General features: G+C 52.4%; 19 protein-coding genes. 11 read left to right on the top strand and 8 right to left on the bottom strand.

All coding sequences use genetic code 11. The features are described from left to right. The first annotated feature begins 85 nt into the window (after positions 1 to 85). From R2X38_RS12840 to R2X38_RS12825, 4 genes are all read left to right on the top strand, one after another. Positions 86 to 2,368 (top strand): patatin-like phospholipase family protein, encoded by a 2,283-nt coding sequence (locus R2X38_RS12840; protein ID WP_317522639.1) that lies wholly within the window; start codon positions 86 to 88, stop codon positions 2,366 to 2,368. A 413-nt stretch (positions 2,369 to 2,781) separates the two neighbouring features. Continuing rightward, on the top strand, positions 2,782 to 3,858 hold the full coding sequence (locus R2X38_RS12835) for an efflux RND transporter periplasmic adaptor subunit (RefSeq protein ID WP_317522638.1): 1,077 nt from the start codon (positions 2,782 to 2,784) through the stop codon (positions 3,856 to 3,858). Further along, positions 3,858 to 6,953, top strand: coding sequence for an efflux RND transporter permease subunit (locus R2X38_RS12830; protein ID WP_317522637.1), 3,096 nt, complete (start codon positions 3,858 to 3,860; stop codon positions 6,951 to 6,953). Before R2X38_RS12835 ends, R2X38_RS12830 begins: the two co-directional genes overlap by 1 nt. Before the next feature lie 142 nt (positions 6,954 to 7,095). Further along, a complete protein-coding gene (locus R2X38_RS12825; protein ID WP_317522636.1) occupies positions 7,096 to 7,440 on the top strand; it encodes a hypothetical protein in 345 nt (114 codons plus the stop codon). Between the two features lie 87 nt (positions 7,441 to 7,527). On the opposite strand, the gene R2X38_RS12820 is transcribed toward R2X38_RS12825, so the two are convergent. Beyond that, entirely contained in the window at positions 7,528 to 8,760 is a 1,233-nt protein-coding gene (locus tag R2X38_RS12820; protein ID WP_317522635.1) for a serine/threonine protein kinase, read from the bottom strand. Between the two features lie 361 nt (positions 8,761 to 9,121). Here R2X38_RS12820 and R2X38_RS12815 point away from each other — a divergent pair, with 361 nt between their 5' ends. Then, entirely contained in the window at positions 9,122 to 10,036 is a 915-nt protein-coding gene (locus R2X38_RS12815; protein ID WP_317522634.1) for an AraC family transcriptional regulator, read from the top strand. 61 nt (positions 10,037 to 10,097) lie between these two features. On the opposite strand, the gene R2X38_RS12810 is transcribed toward R2X38_RS12815, so the two are convergent. The 3 genes from R2X38_RS12810 to R2X38_RS12800 all read right to left on the bottom strand — a co-directional run bounded on the left by R2X38_RS12810 (position 10,098) and on the right by R2X38_RS12800 (position 14,109). Next, positions 10,098 to 11,558, bottom strand: a complete 1,461-nt coding sequence (locus R2X38_RS12810; RefSeq protein WP_317522633.1) for a sodium:solute symporter family protein — start codon at positions 11,556 to 11,558, stop codon at positions 10,098 to 10,100. Between the two features lie 9 nt (positions 11,559 to 11,567). Continuing rightward, positions 11,568 to 12,503 (bottom strand): DMT family transporter, encoded by a 936-nt coding sequence (locus R2X38_RS12805; RefSeq protein WP_107299408.1) that lies wholly within the window; start codon positions 12,501 to 12,503, stop codon positions 11,568 to 11,570. Between the two features lie 388 nt (positions 12,504 to 12,891). Continuing rightward, positions 12,892 to 14,109 (bottom strand): MFS transporter, encoded by a 1,218-nt coding sequence (locus tag R2X38_RS12800; protein WP_317522632.1) that lies wholly within the window; start codon positions 14,107 to 14,109, stop codon positions 12,892 to 12,894. Between the two features lie 215 nt (positions 14,110 to 14,324). On the opposite strand from R2X38_RS12800, the gene R2X38_RS12795 reads away from it, so the two are divergent. After that, entirely contained in the window at positions 14,325 to 15,206 is an 882-nt protein-coding gene (locus R2X38_RS12795) for a LysR family transcriptional regulator (RefSeq protein ID WP_317522631.1), read from the top strand. A 76-nt stretch (positions 15,207 to 15,282) separates the two neighbouring features. Here R2X38_RS12795 and R2X38_RS12790 read toward each other — a convergent pair whose 3' ends face one another. Together R2X38_RS12790 and R2X38_RS12785 are read right to left on the bottom strand one after the other, a co-directional pair. Further along, complete coding sequence (locus R2X38_RS12790; RefSeq protein ID WP_317522630.1) at positions 15,283 to 15,882, bottom strand: TetR/AcrR family transcriptional regulator; 600 nt, start codon at positions 15,880 to 15,882, stop codon at positions 15,283 to 15,285. A gap of 158 nt (positions 15,883 to 16,040) precedes the next feature. Next, complete coding sequence (locus tag R2X38_RS12785; RefSeq protein WP_317522629.1) at positions 16,041 to 16,559, bottom strand: cysteine hydrolase family protein; 519 nt, start codon at positions 16,557 to 16,559, stop codon at positions 16,041 to 16,043. Positions 16,560 to 16,700: 141 nt separating this feature from the next. On the opposite strand from R2X38_RS12785, the gene R2X38_RS12780 reads away from it, so the two are divergent. From R2X38_RS12780 to R2X38_RS12770, 3 genes are all read left to right on the top strand, one after another. Then, positions 16,701 to 17,666, top strand: a complete 966-nt coding sequence (locus R2X38_RS12780; RefSeq protein WP_317522628.1) for a GlxA family transcriptional regulator — start codon at positions 16,701 to 16,703, stop codon at positions 17,664 to 17,666. Positions 17,667 to 17,779: 113 nt separating this feature from the next. Continuing rightward, positions 17,780 to 18,898, top strand: a complete 1,119-nt coding sequence (locus R2X38_RS12775; protein ID WP_317522627.1) for an alkene reductase — start codon at positions 17,780 to 17,782, stop codon at positions 18,896 to 18,898. A 20-nt stretch (positions 18,899 to 18,918) separates the two neighbouring features. Then, positions 18,919 to 20,040 carry an alkene reductase gene (locus R2X38_RS12770; RefSeq protein ID WP_317522626.1) on the top strand — a complete coding sequence of 374 codons (1,122 nt, stop codon included), beginning with the start codon at positions 18,919 to 18,921 and terminating at the stop codon, positions 20,038 to 20,040. Between the two features lie 96 nt (positions 20,041 to 20,136). Here the strand turns inward: R2X38_RS12770 and R2X38_RS12765 are convergent, their stop codons facing one another. Continuing rightward, positions 20,137 to 20,982, bottom strand: coding sequence for a D-hexose-6-phosphate mutarotase (locus R2X38_RS12765; RefSeq protein ID WP_317522625.1), 846 nt, complete (start codon positions 20,980 to 20,982; stop codon positions 20,137 to 20,139). A gap of 99 nt (positions 20,983 to 21,081) precedes the next feature. Beyond that, positions 21,082 to 22,101, bottom strand: coding sequence for a LacI family DNA-binding transcriptional regulator (locus R2X38_RS12760; RefSeq protein WP_317522624.1), 1,020 nt, complete (start codon positions 22,099 to 22,101; stop codon positions 21,082 to 21,084). A 195-nt stretch (positions 22,102 to 22,296) separates the two neighbouring features. Here R2X38_RS12760 and R2X38_RS12755 point away from each other — a divergent pair, with 195 nt between their 5' ends. Next, complete coding sequence (locus R2X38_RS12755; protein WP_317522623.1) at positions 22,297 to 24,066, top strand: class I mannose-6-phosphate isomerase; 1,770 nt, start codon at positions 22,297 to 22,299, stop codon at positions 24,064 to 24,066. A 75-nt stretch (positions 24,067 to 24,141) separates the two neighbouring features. Continuing rightward, complete coding sequence (locus tag R2X38_RS12750) at positions 24,142 to 26,064, top strand: fructose-specific PTS transporter subunit EIIC (RefSeq protein WP_317522622.1); 1,923 nt, start codon at positions 24,142 to 24,144, stop codon at positions 26,062 to 26,064. Positions 26,065 to 26,093 lie beyond the last annotated feature (29 nt).

Here is a 26,093-nt window from a genome sequence, read left to right as displayed (position 1 = left end):
GCCGCTGCTGACCGGATTTTTTTATGCCTTTTGTTCAGCTAACTTGGGTATATTATTGCTATTAATCCAATTATTAGGATATGTCATGGAGTGGCTCAAAATATGCCGGCGCTGGCAGGGGGGCACATTGTTCGCATTGGTCGGCGTGTTAGCCGGAGCGGCTAATGTCTCAGCGAGTGAAACCCGCCCTCAGATCGGCTTGGTACTCAGCGGCGGCGGTGCCAAAGGCGCTGCCCACATTGGGGTGCTGTCGGTGCTGGAGGAAAACCGGATCCCGGTCGATGTGATCACCGGAACCAGCATGGGGGCGTATGTTGGTGGTATGTATGCGATGGGCTTATCAGCTCAGGAAGTGCGCTATAAAACGATGGCGGCCGATTGGCAAAGCGGGTATGAAGACCGCGTTGGTCGAAATGATCTTGAGCTTCGCCGCAAGCAGCAGAACGATAACTACCAAATCTACACCGATATCGGCATCGATCTGAAAGGGAACTACCAATCGAAACCCGGCGCTTTTCAGGGCCAGGGGATGGCGACCCTGCTCGGTAACCTGACCGATAATCTGCCAGCTCTTACGAGCTTCGATAACCTGGCTATTCCATACCGGGCTGTGGCGACTGATATCGTGAAGGTCAAACCGGTTGTGTTGGACAAAGGCCATCTGGCAACTGCCATGCAGGCATCGATGACGGTGCCGGGGGCATTGCAGCCGGTAAGGATAGACAGCCGGATCTTGGTCGATGGCGGGATCGTCAACAACATGCCGGTCGATGCCGCGCAGGCGCTGGGGGCTGATACGATCATTGCGGTTGATCTCCGTGATGCGCTGTTCGAAGAGCAACAGCTCAACAGCGCTTTCAATATTATCGGCCAGCTCACCACCTTCATGACCAATACCAGCTCCGATCAGCAAATGGGCTTGATGGGAGAGGGGGATGTATATCTCCAGCCGGATGTCTCTTTCATGCTGGCACCTGATTTTGACAAGATGGAGCAGGCCTACTTGGCTGGGCGTAAAGTGGCCACGGAGGCGCTACCACAACTAAAGCCCTATCAGCTGTCCGAGGCTGACTATAAAACCTATCTGCGCGAAAAACTCGACCGCCGTTCGCAGGTGCAGGCCAGTCCGGCGTATTACATTGATCGGATAGAGATTGCCAACCACACCGAGCGTTCAGATCAGGCTCTACTTGAAGTGATGGCTCTCGAGGCTGGGCGGGTGATCACCAACCATGAGATGGATGAGGCGGTCAAGAGGCTCAACCGGCAGGACGTGTTCGAGCGGATCACCTACCAAATCGAGCAACAGGACGATGAGAATGTGCTGGTGATGGATGTGCGCGAGAAGTCCTGGGGGCCGGGTTACCTCAACCTCAAGTTAGCCTTCGAGGATGATTTTGCCAACCGCTCGGACTTTGCTTTTGGTACCCAGTATATATACACCAGCCTGACAGATAAGGGCGGCGAGTGGCAATTTGAATGGCAGTTGGGCAGCTGGAAGAAGATCGATACCAGCTTCTATTTTCCACTCGATTACAAAAAAAGCAGTTACACCTCGTTTGGCGTTAACTGGAACCGCGAAGTGCGCGAGTTTATTTTGTCCGAGGAGCAGGCCGACTTGATAGGCAGGGAGCCGGGTAGCAGTGCCGAAACCGAATACAGTGTATACAGTGGCTATGCTGAGTTGGGTTGGAACCTCCAGCCATGGAGTTCGCTGGCTATCGGCTACCGTGGAGGGGTGGGTGAAGTCAGTGAAATCAATATCAGCAATACCCAAGACTATTCGGTCCATGGCCCTTATGTGTCTTTTGTTTATGATGATCTGGACAGTTTGTTCTTCCCGCGCGAGGGGGTAATGCTCCGGACTGAGTTTGGACTGGGCTCGAGCCGCAGCTCTATCAATGATCAGGATACGGTGTCGAGCGAGAGTGTTTATGGCCAGCTGAAGTTGATAAAACCGTTCAGCCATGACAGGCATAGCCTTGTCACGACCTTCCAGGCCGGAGGCTATGACGGTGATGATCTGCTGCCGGTATATGTTCAGGACTTGGGAGGTTTGTTCAACCTCTCGGGTTATCACCGCTACGAGCTCAATGGCCGCTACAAGTTATTCGGTGCCCTGGTCTATAGTTACCGCTTGCTGGATAACAATTTCGGGGCCGTATCGATACCGGTTTATGTCGGTGGCTCACTGGAGCGCGGCGGGGTATGGGATGACCAAGCGGATATCGATTTTGATTCCAGCTTATCCGCTGGCAGCCTGTTCTTGGGCTTGGATACCCCAGTAGGTCCTGTCTACCTTGCTTACGGTATGGCAGAGGATGGTCAGAATTCCTTCTACCTATCGTTGGGAACTACCTTTGATTAATAATAAATCCATTAATTCAACCAAATAGGTATATCCGGCGGGGGTTGCTCCCTGAAATGCCGGTATATACCTAGAAGGTTTCATCAAAAATGGAACCGCGACCTCATAGGTGAACATTGTTTTGTTATTCCTGACATTTTCCTGACATCAGGCCCGCGAGCTGAGGCAAAATTAACAACGGATATAACCTTTGTCCCTTTCGAGAGTTAGGTTTTCACTGGTAAGGATACTGGGATTTCCTAGTCACCCTCTCGGAATGCAATATATGAGTTATTTTGCGAGCCATCGACCGGCTCGCTTTTTTTTGCCTGCTATTTCCGGTAAAACCCCACCAATTTGCACCGACCTGTAACTCCCTTTCTATACTGACTATATCAGCTGTAATTTTTCCCCCTCCCTCAGAAGGATACTGCGTGCGATTGAAAGGGACTCTGATCAGTCTATTGCTTCTCGTTGTGCTGGCGGGTGCCATCACGTACAAGGAATATTTCTCTTCCGGTGCGGCTGCTGGCCGTTCGATGCCCACGCCTAGTGTGGTGGTGGCCGAAGTGGAGAAAAAACTGGTCCGGCGTGAAGTGGAAGCGCTCGGCACGGTGAAATCCCGCGAGTCGGTGATGCTGACGGCCAAGGTGACCGAAAAAGTGGACCGGGTGCTGTTTGAGGATGGCCAGTCGATCTCGCGCGGACAACTGCTGGTCACGCTCAATGCCGACGAGCAGCAGGCTAAAGTGCGGGCCGCCAAGGCCAACCTCAAGGAGCAGCAGCGAGAATATAAGCGTATTGAAGGCCTGGCCAAGCGCAACACGATTGCCCGCTCCGAGCTCGATGCCATCTATACCGATATCGAGGTCGCCAAGGCCGTGCTGGCACAAAACGAGGCCGAGCTGGCTGCTCGATATATCCATGCGCCATTTTCCGGTGTTTTGGGTTTTCGCCAGATCAGTCCCGGCGCGTTGGTGACACCGGGGGCGGTGATCACCACTTTGGACGATATTGCTACCGTCAAGCTCGACTTTTCTATTCCCGAAGCCTTTCTCGGCTTGGTCTCTCAGGGGGCGGTGATCGAAGCCCGTGCCGCGGCCTATCCCGATGAAATCTTCCTTGGTCAGGTAGCCAGTATCGACAGTCGCATCAATCCCCAGACCCGGGCTATCGTGATACGGGCTGATATCGCCAATTCCGATTTGCGGCTACGGCCCGGCATGCTGATGACCCTTTCGTTGATTGTCGGTGAACACCAGGGGTTGGTGGTACCGGAAGAAGCCCTGGTGTCCCGTGTGCAACAGCACTTTTTGTTCGTGGTGGACGAGGAGGGGGCCGTTGAGCAGCGCGAGGTCGAAATCGGCTTCCGTCGCCGGGGGGAGGCGGAAGTCGTGGCCGGGATACAGGAAGGTGAGCAGGTGATCACCCGCGGGACCCAAAGGGTGAGGCCGGGGCAAAAAGTGAAGATCCGCCAACAGGAGCGCTTCACCTACCGGGAGGCGGGCTGATGTGGCTGTCGGACATTTCGGTTACCAGGCCGGTATTGGGGTCGGTAATCAGCCTTCTGCTGGTGGTGTTTGGATTGGTGGCCTTCGACAGGTTGCCGCTGCGGGAATACCCGGATATCGATCCGCCGGTGGTGAATATTTCTACCAGCTACCGGGGTGCGTCGGCAGCAATTGTCGAAACAAGGATCACCCAGCTGGTGGAGGATAGCATCGCCGGGCTCGAGGGGATCCGAGCGATCAGCTCGCAGAGCGAGGATGGCCGGTCCGATGTGACCTTGGAGTTTTCCATCGGCCGCGATATTGATGCGGCCACCAATGATGTTCGTGACCGTATCGCCGGCATTCTCAACAACTTGCCAGACGAAGCCGATCCGCCGGAAGTGCAAAAAGCCGCCGCCAGCTCAGAAGTGATCATGTGGCTCAACCTAGTGTCCGACCGGATGGATACGCTGCAGCTGACTGATTATGCCCGCCGCTATCTGGTCGATCGCTTCTCGGTCATCGATGGTGTCGCAGGGATCCGGCTCGGTGGTGGGAAATCCTATGCTCTGAGGATCTGGATCGACCGCCAGAAGTTAGCGGCAAGAGGCTTGACTGTCACCGATATCGAAGATGCCCTGCGCGATGACAATGTTGAGCTACCTGCAGGCTCGGTGGAATCCGAAAGCCGGCAATTTACGGTGCGCACCCAGCGCAGTTTTATCGTCCCGGAGGACTTCGTTCGGCTGGTGGTCGGCACGGGAGAGGATGGTTATTTGATCCGGCTTGGGGATGTGGCTGAAGTTGAGCTGGCGGCAGAAGAAGAGCGGATCACTTTCCGGGGCAATACCCAGGATATGATTGGGTTGGGGATCACCCGCCAGTCGAAGGCCAATACGCTGGAAGTGGCCCGGGCCGCCAATGCCTTGGTCGACCAGCTTAACCCGACATTGCCGCCGGGGATGGAAATCAAGCGCTCCTATGATTCATCGGTGTTTATCCAGGCGTCGATCGATGAGGTCTATAAGACCCTGATGATCGCCCTTGCTCTGGTGGTGGTGGTGATTTACCTTTTTCTTGGCAGTATGCGCGCCATGCTGATCCCTGCCTTGACCTTGCCGGTGTCGCTAATTGGTGCCTTCACGGTGCTCTATGTCCTCGGCTTTACCCTTAACCTGCTGACCTTGCTGGCATTGATTTTGGCAATCGGGATCGTGGTCGATGATGCGATTGTGATGCTGGAGAATATCCACCGCCGGATCAGTACCGGCGAGCCGCCACTCAAGGCTGCGTACCTCGGGGCGAAACAGGTCAGCTTTGCCATCATTGCCACCACCGTGGTGCTGGTTGCGGTCTTTCTGCCCATCGGATTTCTCGAAGGGGACTTGGGCAAACTGTTTAGAGAGTTCTCGATTGCCATCAGCGCGGCCGTTATTCTTTCCTCGTTGGTGGCATTAACGCTCAGCCCGATGATGGCATCGAAACTGATGCAGCCGGTTGAGCAGGAAAGTGGCTTGGTACGGGGGATCAGCCGGGCTATGGCGGCGTTGACAGCCAACTACAAATCGATACTTTCCCGTGCCATACAGCGCCCTGTTCGCGTCATCGTGGTGTTGCTGGTAGTGCTGGCAACCTGTGGCTGGCTGCAGTACAAACTGCCGTCTGAATTTGCCCCGCGCGAGGACAGGGGGGCGATGTTTATTATCATCAATGGCCCACAGGGGGCGAGCTTTGATTTTATCCAGCCCTATATGGATGAAGTAGAGCATCGCCTGATGCCTCTGGTGGAGTCAGGCGAGATCAAACGGCTGTTGATCCGCGCTCCGCGTGGCTGGGGGCGGGTTGCCGATTTCTCCAATGGTTTTGCCATTGTGGTACTTGAAGACTGGGCCGAGCGGCGTCCGGCAGGAGCTATTATTGGCGATATCCGCAGACGACTGGGTGATTTGGCGGGGATCACGGCTTTCCCGGTCATGCGCCAGCCGTTTGGCCGCGGGGTCGGCAAGCCGGTGCAGTTTGTACTGGGGGGCGGCAGTTATGAAGAGCTGGCGCAGTGGCGGGATATCTTGCTCGATGCCGCAGCCAGCAACGCCAATATCGTCGGGCTGGATCATGACTACAAGGAGACCAAGCCACAGCTGAGGATCGTGATTGATCGCGACCGGGCGGGCGATCTCGGTGTTTCGCTCAAATCAATAGGACAGACGCTGGAATCTATGCTCGGCTCCCGCCAGGTAACCACGTACACCTGGCGCGGTGAGGAGTACGATGTGGTGATCGAAGGCCAGCGTGAGCGACAGAATACCGCCGCGGATCTGGCTAATCTGTATGTCAGGGCCGAGCAGGCCGATGAGCTGGTTCCGCTCTCAAGCCTGATCAGTGTCGATGAATATGCCGGCGCGCCGCAGCTCAATCGCTATAACCGGGTACGGGCAATCACCCTCGAGGCCAACCTTGCCGAGGGGTATACCTTGGGTGAAGCGCTTGGCTATCTCAATGGTTTGGTTGAGGAGTTGCTACCCACTGACGCCGTGGTCAATTACAAGGGCGCTTCCAAGGATTATCAGGACTCCAGCACCTCGATTGTGTTCATCTTTGCCCTGGCGCTGCTAGTGGTCTTTTTGGTGTTGGCGGCACAGTTTGAAAGTTACATCCACCCATTGATCATCATGCTTACCGTCCCGCTGGCCACGCTTGGGGCGCTGCTCGGGCTTTATTTCACCGATCAGACCCTCAATATCTACTCGCAGATCGGACTTATCATGCTGATCGGCCTGTCGGCAAAAAACGGCATATTGATTGTCGAGTTTGCCAACCAGCTGCGCGATCAGGGCATAGCATTTGACGATGCCTTGCTCGAGGCTGCTTCAGAGAGATTGCGGCCAATACTGATGACGGCGATTACCACCATTGCTGGTGCTGTCCCTTTGATTCTGGCCACCGGCGCGGGGGCGGAAAACCGGATTGTGATTGGTATTGTGGTACTTTGCGGGATTACTGTGGCGACCTTGTTCACCTTGGTGGTGATCCCGGTGATGTACCGTTTGCTGGCTCGCCACACTCAGAGCCCTGAGCATGTTTCACGCCAACTGGCGCAGCAGATGGAAGAAAGTTGAGGGAGAGGAGTGGGAAAATAGATGAGAAAGCCTCGAATTCATCAATAAATGTGCTGTTTTATACTGGATCTGAGGCTGTTGATACGACAATTCCGCATGATTTCGTTACTATCACAGCAAGACTTATTCTGGTGATATTGATATGAAAATTTCTGTTGATGGCGGCTCGTTCAAAGTCGCGATTGAAACTGAATTCGACGGGCTTATAGATGAAGCCGTAGCAATTTATAGTGAGACCTTCGAGCAGGCAAAAAACAACGACAAGACGATTTTGCGCCTTTTGCAAATCATCCTTGAGCACCGTGACACCGATGAGGCTATCGGCTACGCCGTTTTGGGCCTGCTCGGTTGGTACCACGCCAACATCAACCCGGTTGAAGATCAGGACATCGAACTGAATCTGCCGAAAATCCTACCGCACTTGATCAACCCTGCGGGTGATTTGACCGCAACCAGTGCCAGCGAGGGAAGTACTTTCTTGCATTAACAGGCCCTGTGTCGCTCTGATATTGAATCACAGAAAGAAAAGCCTGACGGCACTGCCGTCAGGCTTTTTGTTTGGGAGCTACATTGGTTAGTATTCCCAATGCTCGATACTGTGAGCACCGAAGAATTGGTTTTCAAAGTAATCTTCGCAGGTACCTTCTCGCCAAACATCGGCGGTTGCACAGTGGAGACCGCCACCAAAGGCATAAGCATCGCGCAGGTCGACAGGAATGACCTCAAAGCCAAGTTTGTCGAACTGTTCCATCTGAGGATGCTCAGAGGCTTCAACACATACTGTTTTGTGATCAAGGATCAAGGTATTCATTGATAGCCAGGTACTTGAGTAACAAAGTGGTGGTGGGTTATCCCAAGCTGGTGCTACGGCTTCAACAATCTCCCAACCGTTCTTCTCGAAGATATCACGTTGCCCTTTAAATAGTGGGCGGTGTGGATTGAGTAACATCAATCCAGGGCGTAATGGGCAGAAAGTCGCATCAATATGGATTGGATGGTTGTCCTCAAAGCTGAGAGTATGTACGCGGTATCCTTGTGGCTCGTACTTGCGTTTAATCCAACGTATCCCTGCTAAGTTGGTTGTCAGCCCGTGCTGGACAAAAATGTCTTTGCCCAAACGCATGACATCCGCCGCATCGAATAGAATATCATGCTCGTTGGTGCTGTACTCCTTGCGTAGGGAGCGCGCCATGGTCTCTTCATCGGATAAATATTCATAAGCGGCAACGTAGTCCATCCGGAAACTTTCATCGGCTAGACGAGGACGTGGAGCCTGTTCGATTAGGCAATTAGGGTCTGACTCGAAGTATTCGCGCAATAGGTCCACATAGGCTAGGTATTCGAAGTAGCGGCTCCTGAAGCTCATCGGTGCCATCAAAATGCTTTTGCCCATGGTGAGCAAGCAATCTCGGGGTGGCATGCAACCGAATCCGGAGCTGATAGTAAAGTCCGGTGTGGTGATACGTTGATGCCAATCAACCGCTCCCGGGCGGTCAACAATGATCCCGCGATCTTCCAAGATTTTGGCAAAGCCATTTAAGCACTCATTGGCACGGTCAATGGTTTCCTGGGTTCGGCGGCCAGCTTTGCTGCCTCGCATTGGCGAGTCTGCAGGGATCTTTTCATTACTGGCTGGGCAGGCTTCGGGGATGTGTTGGTTATCGGCGATACCGACGATGACATGGCGGAGTGGGTCAAAATCATTATGGGACTCTACGTGTAACCCTTCTCGGACATAGGGTACGCCTGATTCTTTCCTCTCTAGGGGCTGAGATGCATTTGGGTATAGATCATTGGAAACACTCATGACAAACACTCCACAAAATAAACTGATTAATGATGTTGGTTGAATAACACTGTGTTGCTATCCATGAGCTCTATTTTGCGAAAATAGCGGTTTTCTAATAGCCAAAAAATGCCGAAAACTGGTGTTTTTCTGCTGGTTTAACTCTAGGTAAATAGCGGTGAAATTTTTGTCACTCAAAAAGAATAATTACCCATGGTTAATGAAATAATTGGGTTTACGGTCTGGGGTTGAATTATTTTTATGTCAAATTAACCATATTTGAACTATTGGTCAGGGGGATATCACGCTTTAGTTAGCATGGGCTGGAGATTTATTAAAACAGTGGTAAACATAGCTACTACTGTCAAGAGAGGTGAAGGCCATGTGTCCACGGGTTATTGCCAATACTCCGAAGTTTCTGATGTTTGACCTGCAGAAAGTCAATGAAACTGAGCATATGATATTCGGCGCCGACTATATTTTGGTTGCGCCACGTACCGCTGGGTGTACCTTGCACCTTGCATCGACTCATTACAAGCTGAAAGTCGGTCAGTTAGTGTTATTGGCACCATTCAACCCTTTCCGCTTATCTTTGTTATCGTCCGGCGGGCAGGGGAGCGCTGACTGTGACGTCTTGCACTTTAGGTTAAATGCATTGGGACAGACTTTTGTCGATAGCATCCAGTTCAAACCCATTAAACAGATGCTGGATGATTCCCGCAGTGGACTGTTGTTTGAGGACCGGCAAAATGAAGCTATTCGGCAATATATCGAGCCGATGGAAAACACGTTCGACTTTATTCAAGTGCTGAACTTACTTGGGCTACTGAACCATTTAGCCGTTAAGCAACCTATTCAGCGCTTAATTAACAATTGCGTCGAAATATCCAATTCTAAGCGAGCTGAAGATAGGGTGCAGTTGGCCCTTAAATATATTGACCAGCATTTAGGGGATCCTATATCGGTTGCCAAGGTGGCCGATCAGCTTCACATGGCAGACAGCACATTCTCCCGTTTTTTCCACGCCAATATGGGTATTACTTTTCGCCAATATCTAATTGAGCTGCGGGTAAGGCAGGCTGCCCGATTTTTGGTGACAACGGATTGGAGTATTTCCCATATTGGTACGGAAGTTGGGTTTTCATCATTATCTAACTTTAATGCCAAGTTCAAAGGGTTACTTAAGGCGACACCGCGAGAATACCGGGCCAAGCATATTGATATGAGAAAAGATATTGATACTTCACGTTCTGTGGTTGGCCAGGTGACCAAACAGTTTTTCGATAATGTTTGCTGATTGAAGAGGAAAACGGGAAAACGCAAAAACGCAAGGATGCGCTTTCCCTCTCAGTATCAGCCTACCTTGGCCGGAGAATGTGCGCAGGGTGTTGGCGCTGAGAAACGAGTGATACAAACCAGTAGCTACCGCAGGCCAGGAATGAGGCATATAGCGGAGCTTCTACCCACCCAAGGTTGAATTTCCAGAACAGAAGGCAGCCAGAGAAGAACCCTACCAATATTGAGGTGAGTGCGGCGTAAATATTCGTTTTTACCACCTGGGCCAGCAGTGTGGGGGCGACTAAAGCCGCCATCAAGGTACCGGAACCCAGGATAGCTAGCATTGATAACATAAAGGGTGGCGCCACCAGCATCAGCAGGAATCCGGTCAAGCCCAACAGAATAACCGCTAGCCGGTTAAGCCTTAGAAGTTGGCGGTGATTGAGGGTACATTTTGGCCAAACTGCCTGCCTTAGATCGTGGGAAACAGCACTGGCGATGGCATGCAGCACCGAGTTGGCGGTGGACTTCATTGCAAACAGGATAAACAAGGTAACAATCGCTGACACCGCTGGGGATAGAAATAGCATCAGGAATGTCGGCATGGCCTCATCCGGGGTGGCCAAGTGGGGAACCTTGATTTTGACATACAGCCCGGCGAGGGGAACGAGGCTAAGTAAGCAGGCTATAGGGGTCATATAAGCGGCGACATGGTGGAGCTTGGTCGTCTTGGCTAGAGCCATAAACCTAATAGACATATAAGGTAACGTGGCGCTGTAGATGAATGCATAAGGCAAGACCAAAAATACATGCCAAACCGAAGTTCCGTAGGGGCCAGAATCTTTTGGGGCAAGCAAGCTCGGATCAATAGTGTTGAGCCCTTCAAGCAACTGGCTGGGTGACAAGTCTGCAAATATGGTGACCACAATAATCAAAGCCGAGACACACATGCCGATAACCATAAAACAATCGGTAAAGGCGACGGCTGCCAGACCACCAATCGAGGTATACAGAATAATGATTGCCACCATTAGCAATGAGGCTGATGTCACATCAATTCCCAACCATTGACCGGCAAGAAGCCCCAGGGCTTTGATTTGCCCTACGAGGAAAACCAAGAGCAGTAACACTGTGATGATTGCGGTAATGGCTTGGGTGAGCCGTTTTATTGACTCAGGGCCACCATGGCTGCAGGCGATGTACTCAGGGATGGTCAGGCTACCTATTTTGCTCGCACGCCGATGTAAGAATCGAGCACAGAATAAAACGGCAAAAACCATTGCCGGAGCGAAGAAAAAATTACCCAGCAGCTCAACGGCACCGTACTTATATGCCACCCCCGGCGAGCCCATAAACCCCCAGCCAGAGAAGCCGGTAGCGACGATGGTCGCCGCCCCGACGAAAGGGCCTAGGGTGTTAGCGGCCAGTAAGAAGCCGCCTTCACCATTACCTTTTCGGACAATTTTATCGCTGTAGAGTGCGAGCCCGGCCATCACAATGACGGTGATTAGCAAAAGACTCCAATTTAGCCAGGCATCCATGTTCGCCTCCTAGTGTTCAAATTGCGCGTGTTTGGGTAGCTGTTGTTTTTTCCTCATGCCGATGACCACTTCTCCCATTCCGCCACCAATGACGAGCAGTCCCCCGATAGCTTGGAGCAGCGTGAGCGATTCACTGAACAGCAAGATCCCGATACCGGCACCAACGACGGTTTCCAGATAGGAGACACAGGCCAACTCCGCGGCCTTAAGGTGTTTTGCAGCAATTGTGAGCAAGGACAGGGCACCAAAGCCGATAAAGAAGCCCATCGCAATCAACCAAACCCAAGAGGAGGTATCCATCTCTGCTAGCGAAGGCGGGCTGATGAAGAAGTAGACACCGATTGCCACGGCACCAAACAGGAAGTTGAAGAACGAACGCACATCTGAACTGACGTCAGCGCGGTAGCGGCTTAGGAATAAATACAGGCCATACCCGACACCTGATGCAAGCCCGAGCATGTCGCCGATAAAGGTCTCCCGAGAGAAAGAGAGGGTGATTATCAAGCCTGACTGGCTGTCATAACTGATGATGCCGATAACAAAAAGGCAGCCGATGAAAACGGCAGTAAGAAGCATCGCAGTCAGCCGTGATATTTTCTCTTTGAGGAAGATAGCTGCGAGAATGGTTGAAAACACCGGGCCGGAGTAAATCAGAAATACCGCATTGGCCAAGGTGGTGTATTGCGTTGCCGATACATAGGCTGCAAGGCAAAGGCCAAGGCAGGCGCCACTGGCAATAACACTTGGGGTTAACTTGGTCGAGGAAAGTAATGGTACTTTCCGCTTGTATAACAAAATGGCCAAAATGCAGATAGCACCGACTGTCATTCGGGTAAATGCAATGACATCTCCGGAGGTGTTGATATTACGGGCAAATAAGCCAACAAACCCCATCAGCGTCGCAGAGACGATCATGGTGCTATATCCTAGCGTCTTCGTATTCATGTTCACTCCTTGGAGCTATGCTGGTGGTGAGATGGCGCTAAGTTGCCTCCTCCTGTCCATTCCAGGTAGCCAAAAATTATTGCGACAATGATACAAAGCGTCACCATCGCAATAATGAAGGCATCAATGGACCAGTACCCCGTTAGCATGCTCTATCCCCTTATCTTGAAATGGATGTACTCGATATATCGCCGGCAGATATATACAGATCACTCAATATATTGCCGACAGGCAGGTAATAAACTAGTTAAAAGCTGCTGTAAAACTGCTGATTGCTGCCCTTGGCGGATTGATGTGATGTCGGTTGAACAATGCGGGAAAAGCAATAAGCCTGACGGCACTGCCGTCAGGCTTTTTGAGGTTTGAATGTTGAGGCTTGGAGTGTGCTTTAAACCACTTGGGTCGTATTGGCCACGACCTTGTTGTTTGGCTCGACTTCATTGCTCAATGCTTTCTGGTCTAGGCGTCCGCTTAGGCGGGTTAGCAGCAAGGCAACAATAACAATTGCAGCGCCGGCCCAAGGGGTATGCATCAGTCCAGCTTCGGCGACGATGTGGCCGCCACCCCATGAACCAAGGGCAATACCGATGTTGAAGGCCGCGATGTTTAGGCCAGAGGCGACATCGACTGCATCCGGGCTGACTTTCTCAGCCAGTTTTACCACGTAGACCTGCAAACCCGGTACGTTACCGAAGGCGAAGGCACCCCATACCAAGATGGTCGCAACAGCTGCAATCGGGTTGTAAGCGGTCACATTGAACACCAATAACGTTACCGCGAGGCCGGTGAAAATAATGGTCAGGGCTTTGATTGGGCCCATCTTGTCAGCCATTTTACCGCCCCAGATGTTACCGATAGCCACGGATACACCGTAGACCAGCATGATCAGGCTAATTGCACCGGAGTTGAAACCAGACACATCTTCCAAAATAGGTGCCAAATAGGTAAAGGCTGTAAAGGTACCGCCGTAACCTAGCGCAGTGATGGCATACACCAGCAGCAGGCGAGGCTGGGTCAATACATTTAGCTGTGACGATAGCTTGGCCGCTGGTGGCTGCTTGAGGTTGCCTGGGACCAAAAATGCACTACCAATCAGGGCAATTAGGCCAAGCAGGGCAACAATCAAGAAGGTTGCCTGCCAACCAAAGGTCTGGCCGATATAGGTACCTAGTGGTACACCGGTTACCAGGGCCACAGTCAGGCCGGTAAACATGATGGCAATGGCACTGGCGGCTTTCTCTTTCGAGACCAGCCCGGTTGCGATGGTTGAGCCAATGGAGAAGAACACCCCGTGGGCCAGGCCGGTCAGGATACGTGCCAATATCAGGGTGTTATAACCCGGGGCCTGCCATGCCAGCAGGTTACCGGCAACAAATAGGCTCATGACTGATAGCAGGACAACCTTGCGGTTCCATTTACCGGTTAGGGCAGTCAAAACCGGGGCGCCTACGGCAACACCCAGGGCATACAAACTGACTAGCAGGCCGGCAGAAGGTAGTGAAACATTAAGGTCGGCTGCCATGGTTGGGATCAAGCCCACGATGACGAATTCTGTGGTTCCGATAGCAAAGGCGCTTAGCGTCAATGCCAATAGTGCTAAAGGCATAGTCTTTCTCTCTATTGATGTAATCAAACCGCCGCTTCGACCTTGTTTAAGGTCTCAAGGTTTTCAGCTTTATCGCTAACCTTTCGCGGCACTCTCTCTGTTGGCAGGCATTATTCAAAAAATTGCTATTGCTAAAAACAGCACCTTTTACAAATGATTTTTGCTATAAATGAAAAAATGCGAAGGTGTTAAAAGACGTTGAAAGGAAAGGTGCCATGCTAACGCGCTCTGATGATTTGGAAATTTTACTGACCGTGGTCGATAGTGGTGGTTTCTCTGCCGCTGCCGAGGCATTGGATATCCAGGTGGCACGGGTCTCAAGGGCCGTCAGTAAGGTCGAGAAACAGCTCGGCGTGTCTATTCTCAACCGTACCACCCGCAGGGTAGAGCTGACTGACGAGGGGCGGCAGTTTATCGAAGCGGTGAGGATGGGCTTGCAGCATATCCAACAGGCCGAGGAAGACATCATGCAGCGCGGAGAGTTGCCCAAGGGGCGGCTAAGGGTAGATGCGGCCAGCCCGTTTGTGTTCCACCAGCTGGTTCCGTTGATCCAGCCGTTTAAAGCCGCTTACCCTGAGATTGAGCTCGAGCTAACGTCCAATGAAGGTTTTGTCGATTTGCTGGAAAAGCGAACCGATGTGGCGATCCGTATCGGCAAGCTGGATGATTCCACCTTGCATGCCCGGCCACTTGGCAGGAGTCCGCTCTATATTGTCGCTTCGCCGGAATACCTTGCCAAGCGTGGTATCCCAAAGCAGGTCAGTGAACTTGGCCAGCATGATTTGATTGGTTTTGCCGGTGCCAAAATCCTCAATCGTTGGCCGCTCAAAGGATTGGATACCATCAACCCTTCGATGATCTCGAGCAACGGCGAGACAGTCCGCCAGCTGGTGCTGGCCGGTAATGGTATTTCGTGCCTGTCGGGCTTTATGGTCAATCAGGATTTGGAGGAGGGGAGACTGGTCTCTGTGCTGGAAACAGAAAAACTGGTCAATACCGGCCGCGAGCAGGTCAATGCCGTGTTCTATAAATCGTCCTCGGTGGCAAGACGGATCTCGGCCTTCATAGATTTTATCCAGCCGCAATTGACGCTGTAGCTATGTAGTTTGCTGTGAGTATCAAAAAGCCAGCACTGGAGGCTGGCTTGATAGGTAATGGCAATAGAGCTATCGCCTAGAACGGATAGTGGTTGAACACATCCTCAATCATTTGTTTTAGCGGAGCGCCATTTTCATCGTCATCCGAGCCGTTGACGCGGGCATAGGTGCGAAGCCCTGAGATCTGTACCTGGATATGGCGGGCCAGTTGGTGCGGGTCTTTCTCTTTGTCAATCTCACCCAGCTCCTGGGCTTCGACGATCAGCTTTTCGAATTCACTTTCCATTTTGCGGAAAGAGCGTTTGGCCTCTTGCAGCAGTTCCTCATGCTCGCCGGTGAGCTCGGCCACCGTCTTGGCCAGCATGCACATGCCGCTCGGTGCCCCGTGCTGGGTGTTGATCACCAACTGCTCCATGAACAGTTTCAGGGCAGCCACGGGCGAGGGACTATTTGCTCGGCAAGCGGCCAACTTTGCCACCCCTTGTTCGGTGTAATGTTGCAGGGCTTCTTTGAACAGCCCCTCTTTGCTGCCGAAGGCGGCGTAAATGCTGCCGGGACGCATATCGATGACGTCTTGCAGGTTGCGCATCGACGTCGCGTGAAACCCTTTTTCCCAATACAGGCTCGTGGCTTTGTCGATGACTTGCTGACGGTCAAATTTTGCATGGTTTGCCATGATGAGTTTCCAGCCTAATTTGTGAACGATAGTTCAATTTTAAGCTGAACATGGACTCAAGTCTAATTTTGTGTTTTTCCACCAATTAGACTTGGCTTCTTGCATAGCCCATAGCCCATAGCCCATAGCCCATAGCCCATAGCCCATAGCCCATTCCCTTACAATACCTGCTCGCTGGCTACCAGCTCGACACGGGTCGAGACTGCATGCAGGGCGATGTTGTGGATCATCTCATCGACCGTGGTGCAGCAGTCCATCAGTATTGAGACCTTGTACTTTTCGGCGGCTTTTGAGATTGCGGTGTGGGTTACGCAGTTCTGGGTCATCATGCCGCAGACCAATAGTTCATCGACACCATGGCGGCTCAGTACCTGCTCGAGGTTGGTCTGCTCGAAGCTATCGGCAAAATGCTTGATCACCACTTCACCTTTTGGTGCTGCTGCCATGATCTCTGGATGGATCTCGGCACCTTGGGTGCCTTGATTGAAAAATGGAGCGAGGCCCATCGCCGGATCAGCAAGGTGCTGGATATGGATCACCGAGATGTTTTGCTGGTTGGCTTTTGCAATAGCTGTTTTGATATTGGCGAGGGTTTGCTCGGTATTCCACAGCGGGAATTTACCACCTGGGAAATAGTCATTCTGTAGGTCGATTACGAGTAGTGCTTTCTTAGACATTAGCGGACTCCGGTTACGTGTGTGAGTTTTAAACCAAGGGGTTAAACAATGAATATGGAGCCAGTATAGGGATTGATTTGTGTGTTTCTCAGTGTCTAAAATGACATAAATAAGGTTAAAACTGACAAAGAGCCTTTCCCCATGAATTCTTCTGTTGTTTCTATCGCCATTGTCCAGTACCCCAACAGCCTCCGCTCGGCGGTATACGGCTTGGAGGAGCTTTTTGCCATGGCGAACCATGCCAGTAAAGAGCAGGTGATAGATGTAACTTTCAAGGCTGAGCTAATAGCCTTTGATACGCCTAACATGCCTGATCCGGCCCCCTTGGATAACAAGGATGCAAGCTATGCAGTTGTGATATTGCCGCCGAGCCAACTTGGCGATGATTACCTCACGCCTCCCAAAGCGTTAATTGAATGGCTGGGTAAGCAGCACCAACAGGGCAGTATTTTGGCATCGGCCTGCGCCGGGGCATTTATCCTCGCCAAGACCGGATTGCTGGCAGGCAAGCCAGTTACCACCCATTGGGGATTGGCACCGTTGTTCCGGCAATATTTTCCTAGTGTGGAGCTAGCGATTGACCAAATCCTTGTCAACCAAGGCGATGTGATCACCGCCGGGGGCATGATGTCGTGGCTTGACCTGGGGCTTGAGGTTGTCTCGCAATTGGGTTCGCCAGCACTGATGCGGCTGGTGGGCAAAATGCTGGTGGTCGATACCGGCGCCCGTGAACAGCGCTATTACCAGCAATTCAGCCCCAGTTACCAGCATGGTGATGGAGCTATCGTGGCGCTGCAGCACGAGCTCAACAACGTCTACAGCCAGCCTATGACGATTGCCGGCCTGGCGCGCCGTGCCAACTTGACTGAACGGACTTTGTTGAGGCGTTTTGTCAAAGCGACCGGTTTCAAACCCACCCAATACCTGCAGCGTCTGCGGGTACAGAAGGCCTGTGAGTTGCTGGAAGCAACCATCGAGCCTTTCGAGTCCATTGCCTACCAAGTTGGGTATGAGGATGCAGGTGCGTGCCGCAAAGTCTTTATCAAGGTAATGGGGCTGAGTCCTGGCGAATTCAGGAAGCGCTTCGTGGCAAATCGTACAGCTTAAATAGGCCGTGTTGATTATTTCATTTTCTACAAAAGTTATTTGTCATTCTTGCTATCAATGAAAAACTGATGACTTGCTAGACTGCCCCCATCCTAATTGAGAGGGCAGCAGTTATGACCAAGTCACTATTCCAGCCGATGACACTCGGCCGCCTTACCCTGAAAAATCGCATTGTCATGCCTCCGATGACACGCTCACGCGCCAGCCAACCGGGCGATGTGGCCAATGATTTGATGGCAACTTACTACGCCCAGCGCGCCAGTGCCGGCTTGATTGTTTCCGAAGGGACCCAGATTTCATCGATGGCCAAAGGCTATGCCTGGACTCCGGGTATCTATACCCCGGAGCAAATCGCTGGCTGGAAAAAAGTTACCGATGCGGTCCATGCCGAAGGTGGCGCTATCTTTGCCCAGCTATGGCATGTCGGCCGTGTGACCCACCCTGACAATATTGGTGGCGAGCAGCCTATTTCTTCATCGGCGATCAAGGCTGAAAACGTCAAGGTATTTATCGACAACGGTACAGATGCACCGGGTTTTGTCGATGTGGTTGAGCCGCGCGAGATGACTGTTGAAGAGATCAAGGACGTTGTTGAGCAGTACCGCCAAGCTGCCCTTAATGCAGTAGAAGCTGGCTTCGATGGTATCGAGCTGCATGCCGCCAACGGTTACCTGATCAACCAATTTATAGACTCAGAAGCCAATAACCGCACCGATGCCTATGGTGGCAGTCTGGAAAATCGCCTGCGCTTTTTGGAAGAAGTGGTAGCCGCCATGGTTGAAGCCATTGGAGCTGACCGTGTGGGTGTTCGCCTTGCGCCTTTGACGACGCTTAACGGCACCGTTGATGCCAACCCGCAAGAAACCTATACCGCCGCTGCAGCGCTGCTAAACAAGCACAATATTGTGTACCTGCACATTGCTGAAGTGGACTGGGATGACGCGCCAGATACGCCTAAATCATTCAATCAGGCGCTGCGTGAAGCCTTCCAAGGCGTACTGATTTACGCCGGCCGCTACGATGGCGACAAAGCCGAGCAGGCCATTGGTGAAGGTTTGGCAGATATGATTGGCTTTGGTCGCCCGTTTGTGGCCAACCCGGATCTGCCTGCCCGGATTGAAAACGGTTACCCACTGGCCTCCCATGACCCAGAGACCCTGTTTGGTGGGGCTGAAAAAGGTTTGATCGATTACCCAACTTACCAGGCTGAAACCAGCCCAGAGTGTGTTTAAGTTTTAGCTGGAGAGAAACAATGCTATTTGAATCATTTAATTACGGTCAGCAGTCGTTCGAAAACCGTATTGCGATGGCCCCTATGACCCGTTCGCGTACCTCGCAGCCGGGTGATGTGCCAAACGACATGATGGCAACCTACTACAAGCAGCGTGCCAATGCCGGTTTGATTATCACCGAAGGCGCGCCAATCTCTGCGGTTGGCCGTGGTTATTCGATGACCCCGGGTATCTATACCCAGGCTCACATCGACGGTTGGAACAAAGTCACAGAGGCTGTACATAGTGCCGGCAGTAAAGTCTTTGTTCAGCTTTGGCACGTAGGCCGCCGCAGCCACGAAACCATCGCCGGTGAGCAGCCGGTATCGGCATCGGCGGTAAAAGATCCTGATCAGGTGTTTGGCCCATTGCCAGAAGGCGGCTTTGGTATGGTGGAAACCGATATGCCACGCGCTTTGAGCGAGCAGGACATCCAGGACACCATTGCTGATTTTGTCCAGGCGGCCAAGAATGCGATGGAAGCCGGTTTTGATGGCGTTGAGATCCACGCTGCCCACGGTTACCTGATTGACCAGTTCATGCGTATGGCAAGCAACCAGCGCACAGACCAGTATGGTGGCAGCCAGGAAAACCGCATGCGCTTTATGCTGGAAACCGTTGAAGCTGTTGCCAAAGAAATCGGCAGTGACAAAGTGGCTATCCGGGTGTCACCGCACGTGATTGAGGGTTATGCCGAAGAAGATCCGGAGATTATCGAGTTGACGCTTAAAGCATTGGCAAAACTGGCACCGATGAACCTGGCCTATGTCCACTTCTCGGAAAATATTTCACGCTATGTAGAAGCGCCGGAGTCATTCCGCCAGCAAGTGCGGGAAGTGTACCCGAACCCGATTATGGTAGCGGGCAAGCTGACCAAGGAAACGGCTCAGCAACTGCTTGATAAGCAGTATGCCGACTTGGTGGCCTTCGGTACGCCGTATGTCACCAACCCAGACTTAGTGCAGCGTTTCAAAAATAACTGGCCGCTTACCGAGTTTGATGCTGATGCCCGCCTGACCCTTTATGGAGGCAATGACAAGGGTTACATCGACTACCCGGAGTACCAGCAAGCTCAAATCCAAACGCAGGCCCAGCCAGCCTAGCTTGTAAATCAGCACATTAATTGTACGTGGCATTAACGGAACGGCCCCAACCATGCATTGCCAATGGTTGGGGCCTTTTTTTGTTTTGTTGCCTAATTAACTGATGGTCATTTTCAGCACATGCTCCTCGCCCGGCTGTAAACAAACCGGTTGCTGGAATACTGCTGGCTCGACACAGAACATTCTGAGGTAGTCATCGTCTGTCAGATCTGCCATTGCTGCAGCTCCTTCCCGCCAAGGCGACCAGGCCACCAAGCTGTCATGGCCGGTTGCGGCTATCTGCGTTGTTCCTTGTGGCAATGAAAGGACACAGTTTGTTTCTGGGGCGGTATAAACATGATCCAGCGCCTTGGCAAAGGCCAGGGTGCCATTTCCATTACAGGGAGTGCCGTTATCCACACTGTCGAGATATAGCCGGCCTAGGCCTCTCAGCTCGCTTTGGCGGATATCGTCAGTGGCAAAGTAGCTATGGAAAGCACCGGTGAACGACCAAGGTTTGGCGCCGGTGTTTTTGCTGGTCAGTCTTAATGTCAGGGATTCACCGATAGTGATGTCTAACTGCAGCTCAAAGTGGTGTGGCCAAAGTGACAAAGTATGCTCATTGGCACGGAGTACCAGCCGAAGCCGGGCCTCTTGTTCATTGCTTTCACTGTGGTCTAGGTTCCACAGTGACTGGCGGGCAAAGCCATGGGCGGTTTGTGAAAGTGGGTCGGGACCCGGCTTGTGGTTTCCAAACCATGGCCAGCATAGCGGGATACCACCGCGTATAGCAGTGCTGTGGTTGAATATGGCCTTTTCACCCAGCCATAATCTTTGATGGGAGTTGGCCGGCTGGAAGCGCAGCACCTGGCCACCAAACAGTGAGATATCGGCCGTTGCTTTGGGATGGCGGACATGGATGACAGGCACATCCTGGATGCTACCAAGGCGAATGGTGTTCATGTAATAGGACTCTCTTGATTGGATTCGATCGAAAACAGTGGAACGATGATCAAGGTGACATTCGGATCGTTGCTTGATCATCGTTCCAGAAATCGTGCACTAGCCGTTGTCATTGGGATCCGTGTAGCCGCAGGACTGGCGGATCACTAGTTTCGGCGGGATGATGATCCGCTTTTGCGGTTCGGTATTGCCGCGAATACGCTCTAGCAGTGCTTCACCGGCACGGCGGCCGATCTCCCTCGCCGAGACAGATATTGTTGTCAGGGCCGGGTAGGTGTCGGCGGCTTCCGGGACATCGTCAAAACCGGTAATGGCAATATCCTTGCCTGGCTCGAGTTGGTGCTGGCGCAAGGTACGGATCGCCCCGAAGGCGACAATATCGTGGTAGCACACCACCGCAGTAACTTCCGGGTGATGCTTGAGTAGGGTTTCCATTGCCGCAGCGCCGCCATTACGGGTTGCCGGGCAGGTGGCCATCCAGCCCAGTTGCGGGGTGATGTTATGCTCGATTAGTTTGCTCATGTAGCCGCCCATCCGGCTGGCCCGGTTTTTCGACGCTTTGTCACCGCCGATAAAAGCGATGTGGCGGTGGCCGAGATCAAGCAGATGTTGGGTGACCAGTTGCCCACCATAAAAGTTATCGGTGCCGACATAGTCATAGTCGGTGCCTTCAATATCCCTTACTGCCAGGATCACCGGCAGCTGGCGCCGTTTGAGGGTGGCAAGGAACTTCTGATCTGTCCCTTTGGCCGGGCAGAGCACCAGCCCGCCGGCTTTCTGGCTCAGCAGGGACTCGATAAATTTCTTCTGCCGCGCAACGGCATCTTCGCTGTTGGCTAAAAACAGCATCAGGTCGTTGTCTTCCATCTCCTGGCTGAGTCCAGCTGTCATCTCGCTGTAGAACGGGTTGGTAATATCATTGAGCAGCAGGCCGATCTGGTTACTGTGCTGGTTACGCAGGTTGGCGGCGGTTTGGTTGTAGACATAGCCCAGCTCATCAATCGCCTGGAGCACGCGCTGGCGGGTCTTGTCGGAAATTCTTCCTTTATCTCTCAATACCATAGACACGGTAGCGGTGGAGACACCACAGTGTTTGGCAACATCAACAATGGTAGCCATGATAGATTTAAACCTAAGGTTAATCGTTTAATCTAATCATAATGGTTGAAAAGCGACCTTTTTGTGACATTAATCACGTCAAAAAGCCAAGGTTAATCGTTTAAACCATAACTGAGTGGTTAAACACATTAACCAAATTGATGGCTGGTGGTTAATCGATATATCTTCACCTCAACGAATTGATGAGGTGCAATCATGAGCTATTTGAACAACCAAAAAGCAAACTACGACAAATTCCCCCATATCGATGTGGCAGGTTTCGCCGGCCAGAGTTGGCAGGGCTGGGATAACCTGTTTGATGCGGTTGACAGCAAGGTCCACGCTTTGGGCCAAGACAAAACCGTACTGGTTGTCGACTGTTACCCTGGTGTTAACCTAAACGATTTGGAGCAGGCCCTGGCGGCTGCATTCCCCCAAGCTCTGCTGTTGTGCTCAGAGCAGGCGAAATACCCAGAAGAGAAAATCTTCGCCATGATCGAGCGCCATATCACCGATGACAGGGTGTTTGGTGTGATTGCCCCGCACAAGTTGGTTGAGTTCTTCGATGATGAGCAGGTTTATGCCCTCAAGCGCAATGTCCATGAGAGCCAATCGAAGCTGGTGGTGGTTTATGGCCCGGGTGCCTCGTTGATCCACGATGGCGATGTCCATGTCTATGCCGATCTGGCCCGTTGGGAAATCCAGCAGCGCTACCGCCGTGGCGAAATTGGCAACTGGGGTGTCGAGAACAATGACGAGGATGTACTGCGCCGATACAAGCGTGCATTCTTCATTGAATGGCGTGTCTTCGACCGCTATAAAACCCCGCTGCTCAAGCGTACTGACTTCCTGCTTGATACCAATGTGGCTGATACCCCGAAATTGATCAGCGGCGAGGCATTCCGCGCCGGTCTTGATCAAGCGACCAACCAGCCTTTCCGCCTGGTACCGTTCTTTGACCCGGGCGTATGGGGTGGCCAATGGATGAAGGAAGTGTGCGACCTTGATCCGGACAAACCAAATTACGCATGGTGTTTTGACTGTGTGCCGGAAGAGAACAGCCTTTACTTGATGGTCGATGGTATCCGCGTCGAAATCCCATCACAGGATTTGGTGATGCTGCAGCCGCGTGCGTTGCTGGGTGAAGAGGTCCATGCCCGCTTTGGTGCCGAGTTCCCAATCCGTTTCGACTTCTTAGATACCATGCAGGGACAGAACCTCAGCTTGCAGGTCCACCCGCTGACCGAATACATCCAGCAGGAGTTCGGCATGCACTACACCCAGGACGAGAGCTATTACATGCTTGACGCTGGTGATGATGCAACGGTTTACCTCGGCGTGAAAAACGATGTCGACCCGGATGCGATGATGGCCGATCTGCAGGCCGCGCAGCGCGGTGAAAAATCGTTTGATGACGAGCGCTTTATCAATAAGTTCCCAGCCAAGAAACATGACCACTTCCTGATCCCGGCAGGGACAATCCACTGCTCCGGCAGTAATGCGATGGTACTGGAAATCAGTGCAACGCCGTATATCTTTACCTTTAAGCTGTGGGATTGGGATCGCCTGGGAATGGACGGCTTGCCACGCCCGGTTCACCTTGAGCATGGTAAGGAAGTGATCCAGTGGGACCGCGATACCGATTGGACTGAAGAGAACTTGGTCAACCGTGTTGATTTCATTGGTGAGGGCGATGGCTGGCGCGAAGAGCGCACCGGTTTGCATGAGCGAGAGTTTATCGAAACCCGCCGCCACTGGTTCAGCAAGGCTGTGACCCACCACACTGGCGGTAACGTCAATGTCCTCAACCTGATTGAAGGCCGTGAGGCGGTTGTCGAGAGCCCGACCGGTGCCTTCGAACCTTACGTGGTGCACTACGCGGAAACCTTCGTGATTCCAGCGTCGGTTGGTGAGTACGTTATCCGCCCGTACGGCGAGAGCGAAGGCCAGGAAATTGCCACCATCAAGGCTTACGTGCGCAACTAACCCTGAATCTATCTGTTCCTACAGTTAAGTGGCCCTGCTGGCAGGGCCGCTCATTACAACAAAAGAGAGTTTGCCATGATTACATCTCTTATTAATGAGAATTTGATGTGCCTCGATTTGAAGGTCACAAACAAAGACGACGTGTTTGATACCTTGTCCGAGTTCCTGTTACGCGAGGGAAAAATCAGCGACAAGGCCCAGTTTGTTGCTGATCTCCAGGCCCGTGAAGCCCAGGGCAGCACAGGGTTTGAAGATGGTATTGCGATCCCCCATGCCAAAAGTAAGGCGGTAGTTGAGCCTGCGGTTGCAATTGGTATCTGCCGCGAAGGCATCGATTACGGTTCGGAAGACGGTTTGCCATCTAAGCTGTTTTTCATGATTGCCTCCCCTGATGGCGGTGCCGACCACCATATCGAAGTGTTGGCCGAGCTATCTAGCAAGCTGATCGAAGACGGGTTTGTCGATGCGTTGCTGGCAGCCAAGACTCCTAAGGAAGCGCTTGCTTTGCTGCTTGAAGAGAAACCGGCGAATCCTGCGCAAGAGTCAGCAGCTGAAGTTGCAAACAAAGGCTTTTTAATCGGTGTCACTGGCTGCCCTGCCGGGGTTGCCCATACCTACCTTGCCGCTGAATCATTGGAAAAAGCAGCAGCCGAGCTGGGTTATGAAATCAAGGTCGAAACCAATGGTTCGATAGGGGTCAAGAACAGCCCGAGTGCCGAAGAGATTGCCCGTGCTGATGCCATCATTGTGGCCTGTGACAAGCAGGTAGACATGAATCGGTTTGCCGGTAAAAAACTAATCAAGAGCGGTGTGAAAGAGCCGATCAAACGCGGCAAGCAGATGATTGAGAATGCGCTGCAGGCGCCAGCTTACCAAGCCCAGGCCGGTGGTGAGAGCCATCAGGCGCCAGCCCAGAAAACCAAGGCGACTTCGGCGCTTTACACCTACCTGATGAACGGCGTGTCTTACATGATCCCGTTCGTGGTAACTGGTGGTTTGCTGATTGCCCTATCCTTGGCCATTGGCGGTGTGCCAACCGAACAAGGTATGCAGATCCCTGAAGGCAGTTTCTGGCAACCGGTATTGGATGTCGGTGTCGTGGCATTCACCCTGATGATCCCAATTCTGGCCGGCTACATTGCCTATGCTGTGGGTGACCGCCCTGCCTTGGCCCCGGGCCTCATTGGCGGCTGGATTGCCAACAACGGTTCGTTCTACGGTTCAGAAGTCGGGACAGGCTTTATCGGTGCCATTATTGCTGGCTTGCTGGTGGGTTATTTCATCCGCTGGGTCACCAGCCTAAATTACCCGAAAGTGATGCAGCCGCTGGTTCCAATTATCATTGCGCCATTATCCGGTACATTCTTCATCGCGGTGATTTTCATTACCCTTATCGGTGCGCCAGTGGCGGGAATGATCGACTCGATGAATGCAATGCTGGTGAACATGAGCGGTGGCAACATCATTATCTTGGGAATGATCCTCGGTGCCATGTCCGGTTTTGATATGGGTGGCCCGGTTAATAAGGTAGCCTTCTTGTTCGGTGTCGGCATGATTGCCAGCGGTCAGACCCAGTTTATGGGTGCCTTGGCTTGTGCCTTCCCGGTTCCGCCGTTGGCGATGTGGATGTCTACTGTTATCGGCCGCAAGATGGGCCTGTTTGACCAGACTGAAATCGAAGCGGGTAAAGCGGCAGGGGCGATGGGATTTGTTGGTATCGGTGAGGGTGCTATCCCGTTTGCCGTCCGTGACCCACTGACTGTTATCCCAGCCAATGTCATTGGTAGTATGGTGGCTTGTGTAATGGCGTTCCTGTTCGGCATTACCAACACCGTTGCCCACGGTGGCCCGATTGTGGCGCTGCTGGGTGCGATGAACAAGCCGGTTATCGCTGTAATGTGTATGATCGTCGGTGCTGTTGTAACTTGCTTGATTACGGTAACCCTGAAGAAATACCGTTTGGTAAAGTCACAAGCGGCTGAGCTTCAGGTAAGTTAATACTTACTATCCAACCAGCCAACACCTTT

It is taken from the genome of Photobacterium rosenbergii, assembly GCF_033022775.1.
Lineage (GTDB): Bacteria > Pseudomonadota > Gammaproteobacteria > Enterobacterales > Vibrionaceae > Photobacterium > Photobacterium rosenbergii_A.
Note: the sequence above shows the minus strand (reverse complement) of the source record. Positions and strands in the feature narration are given on the sequence as shown.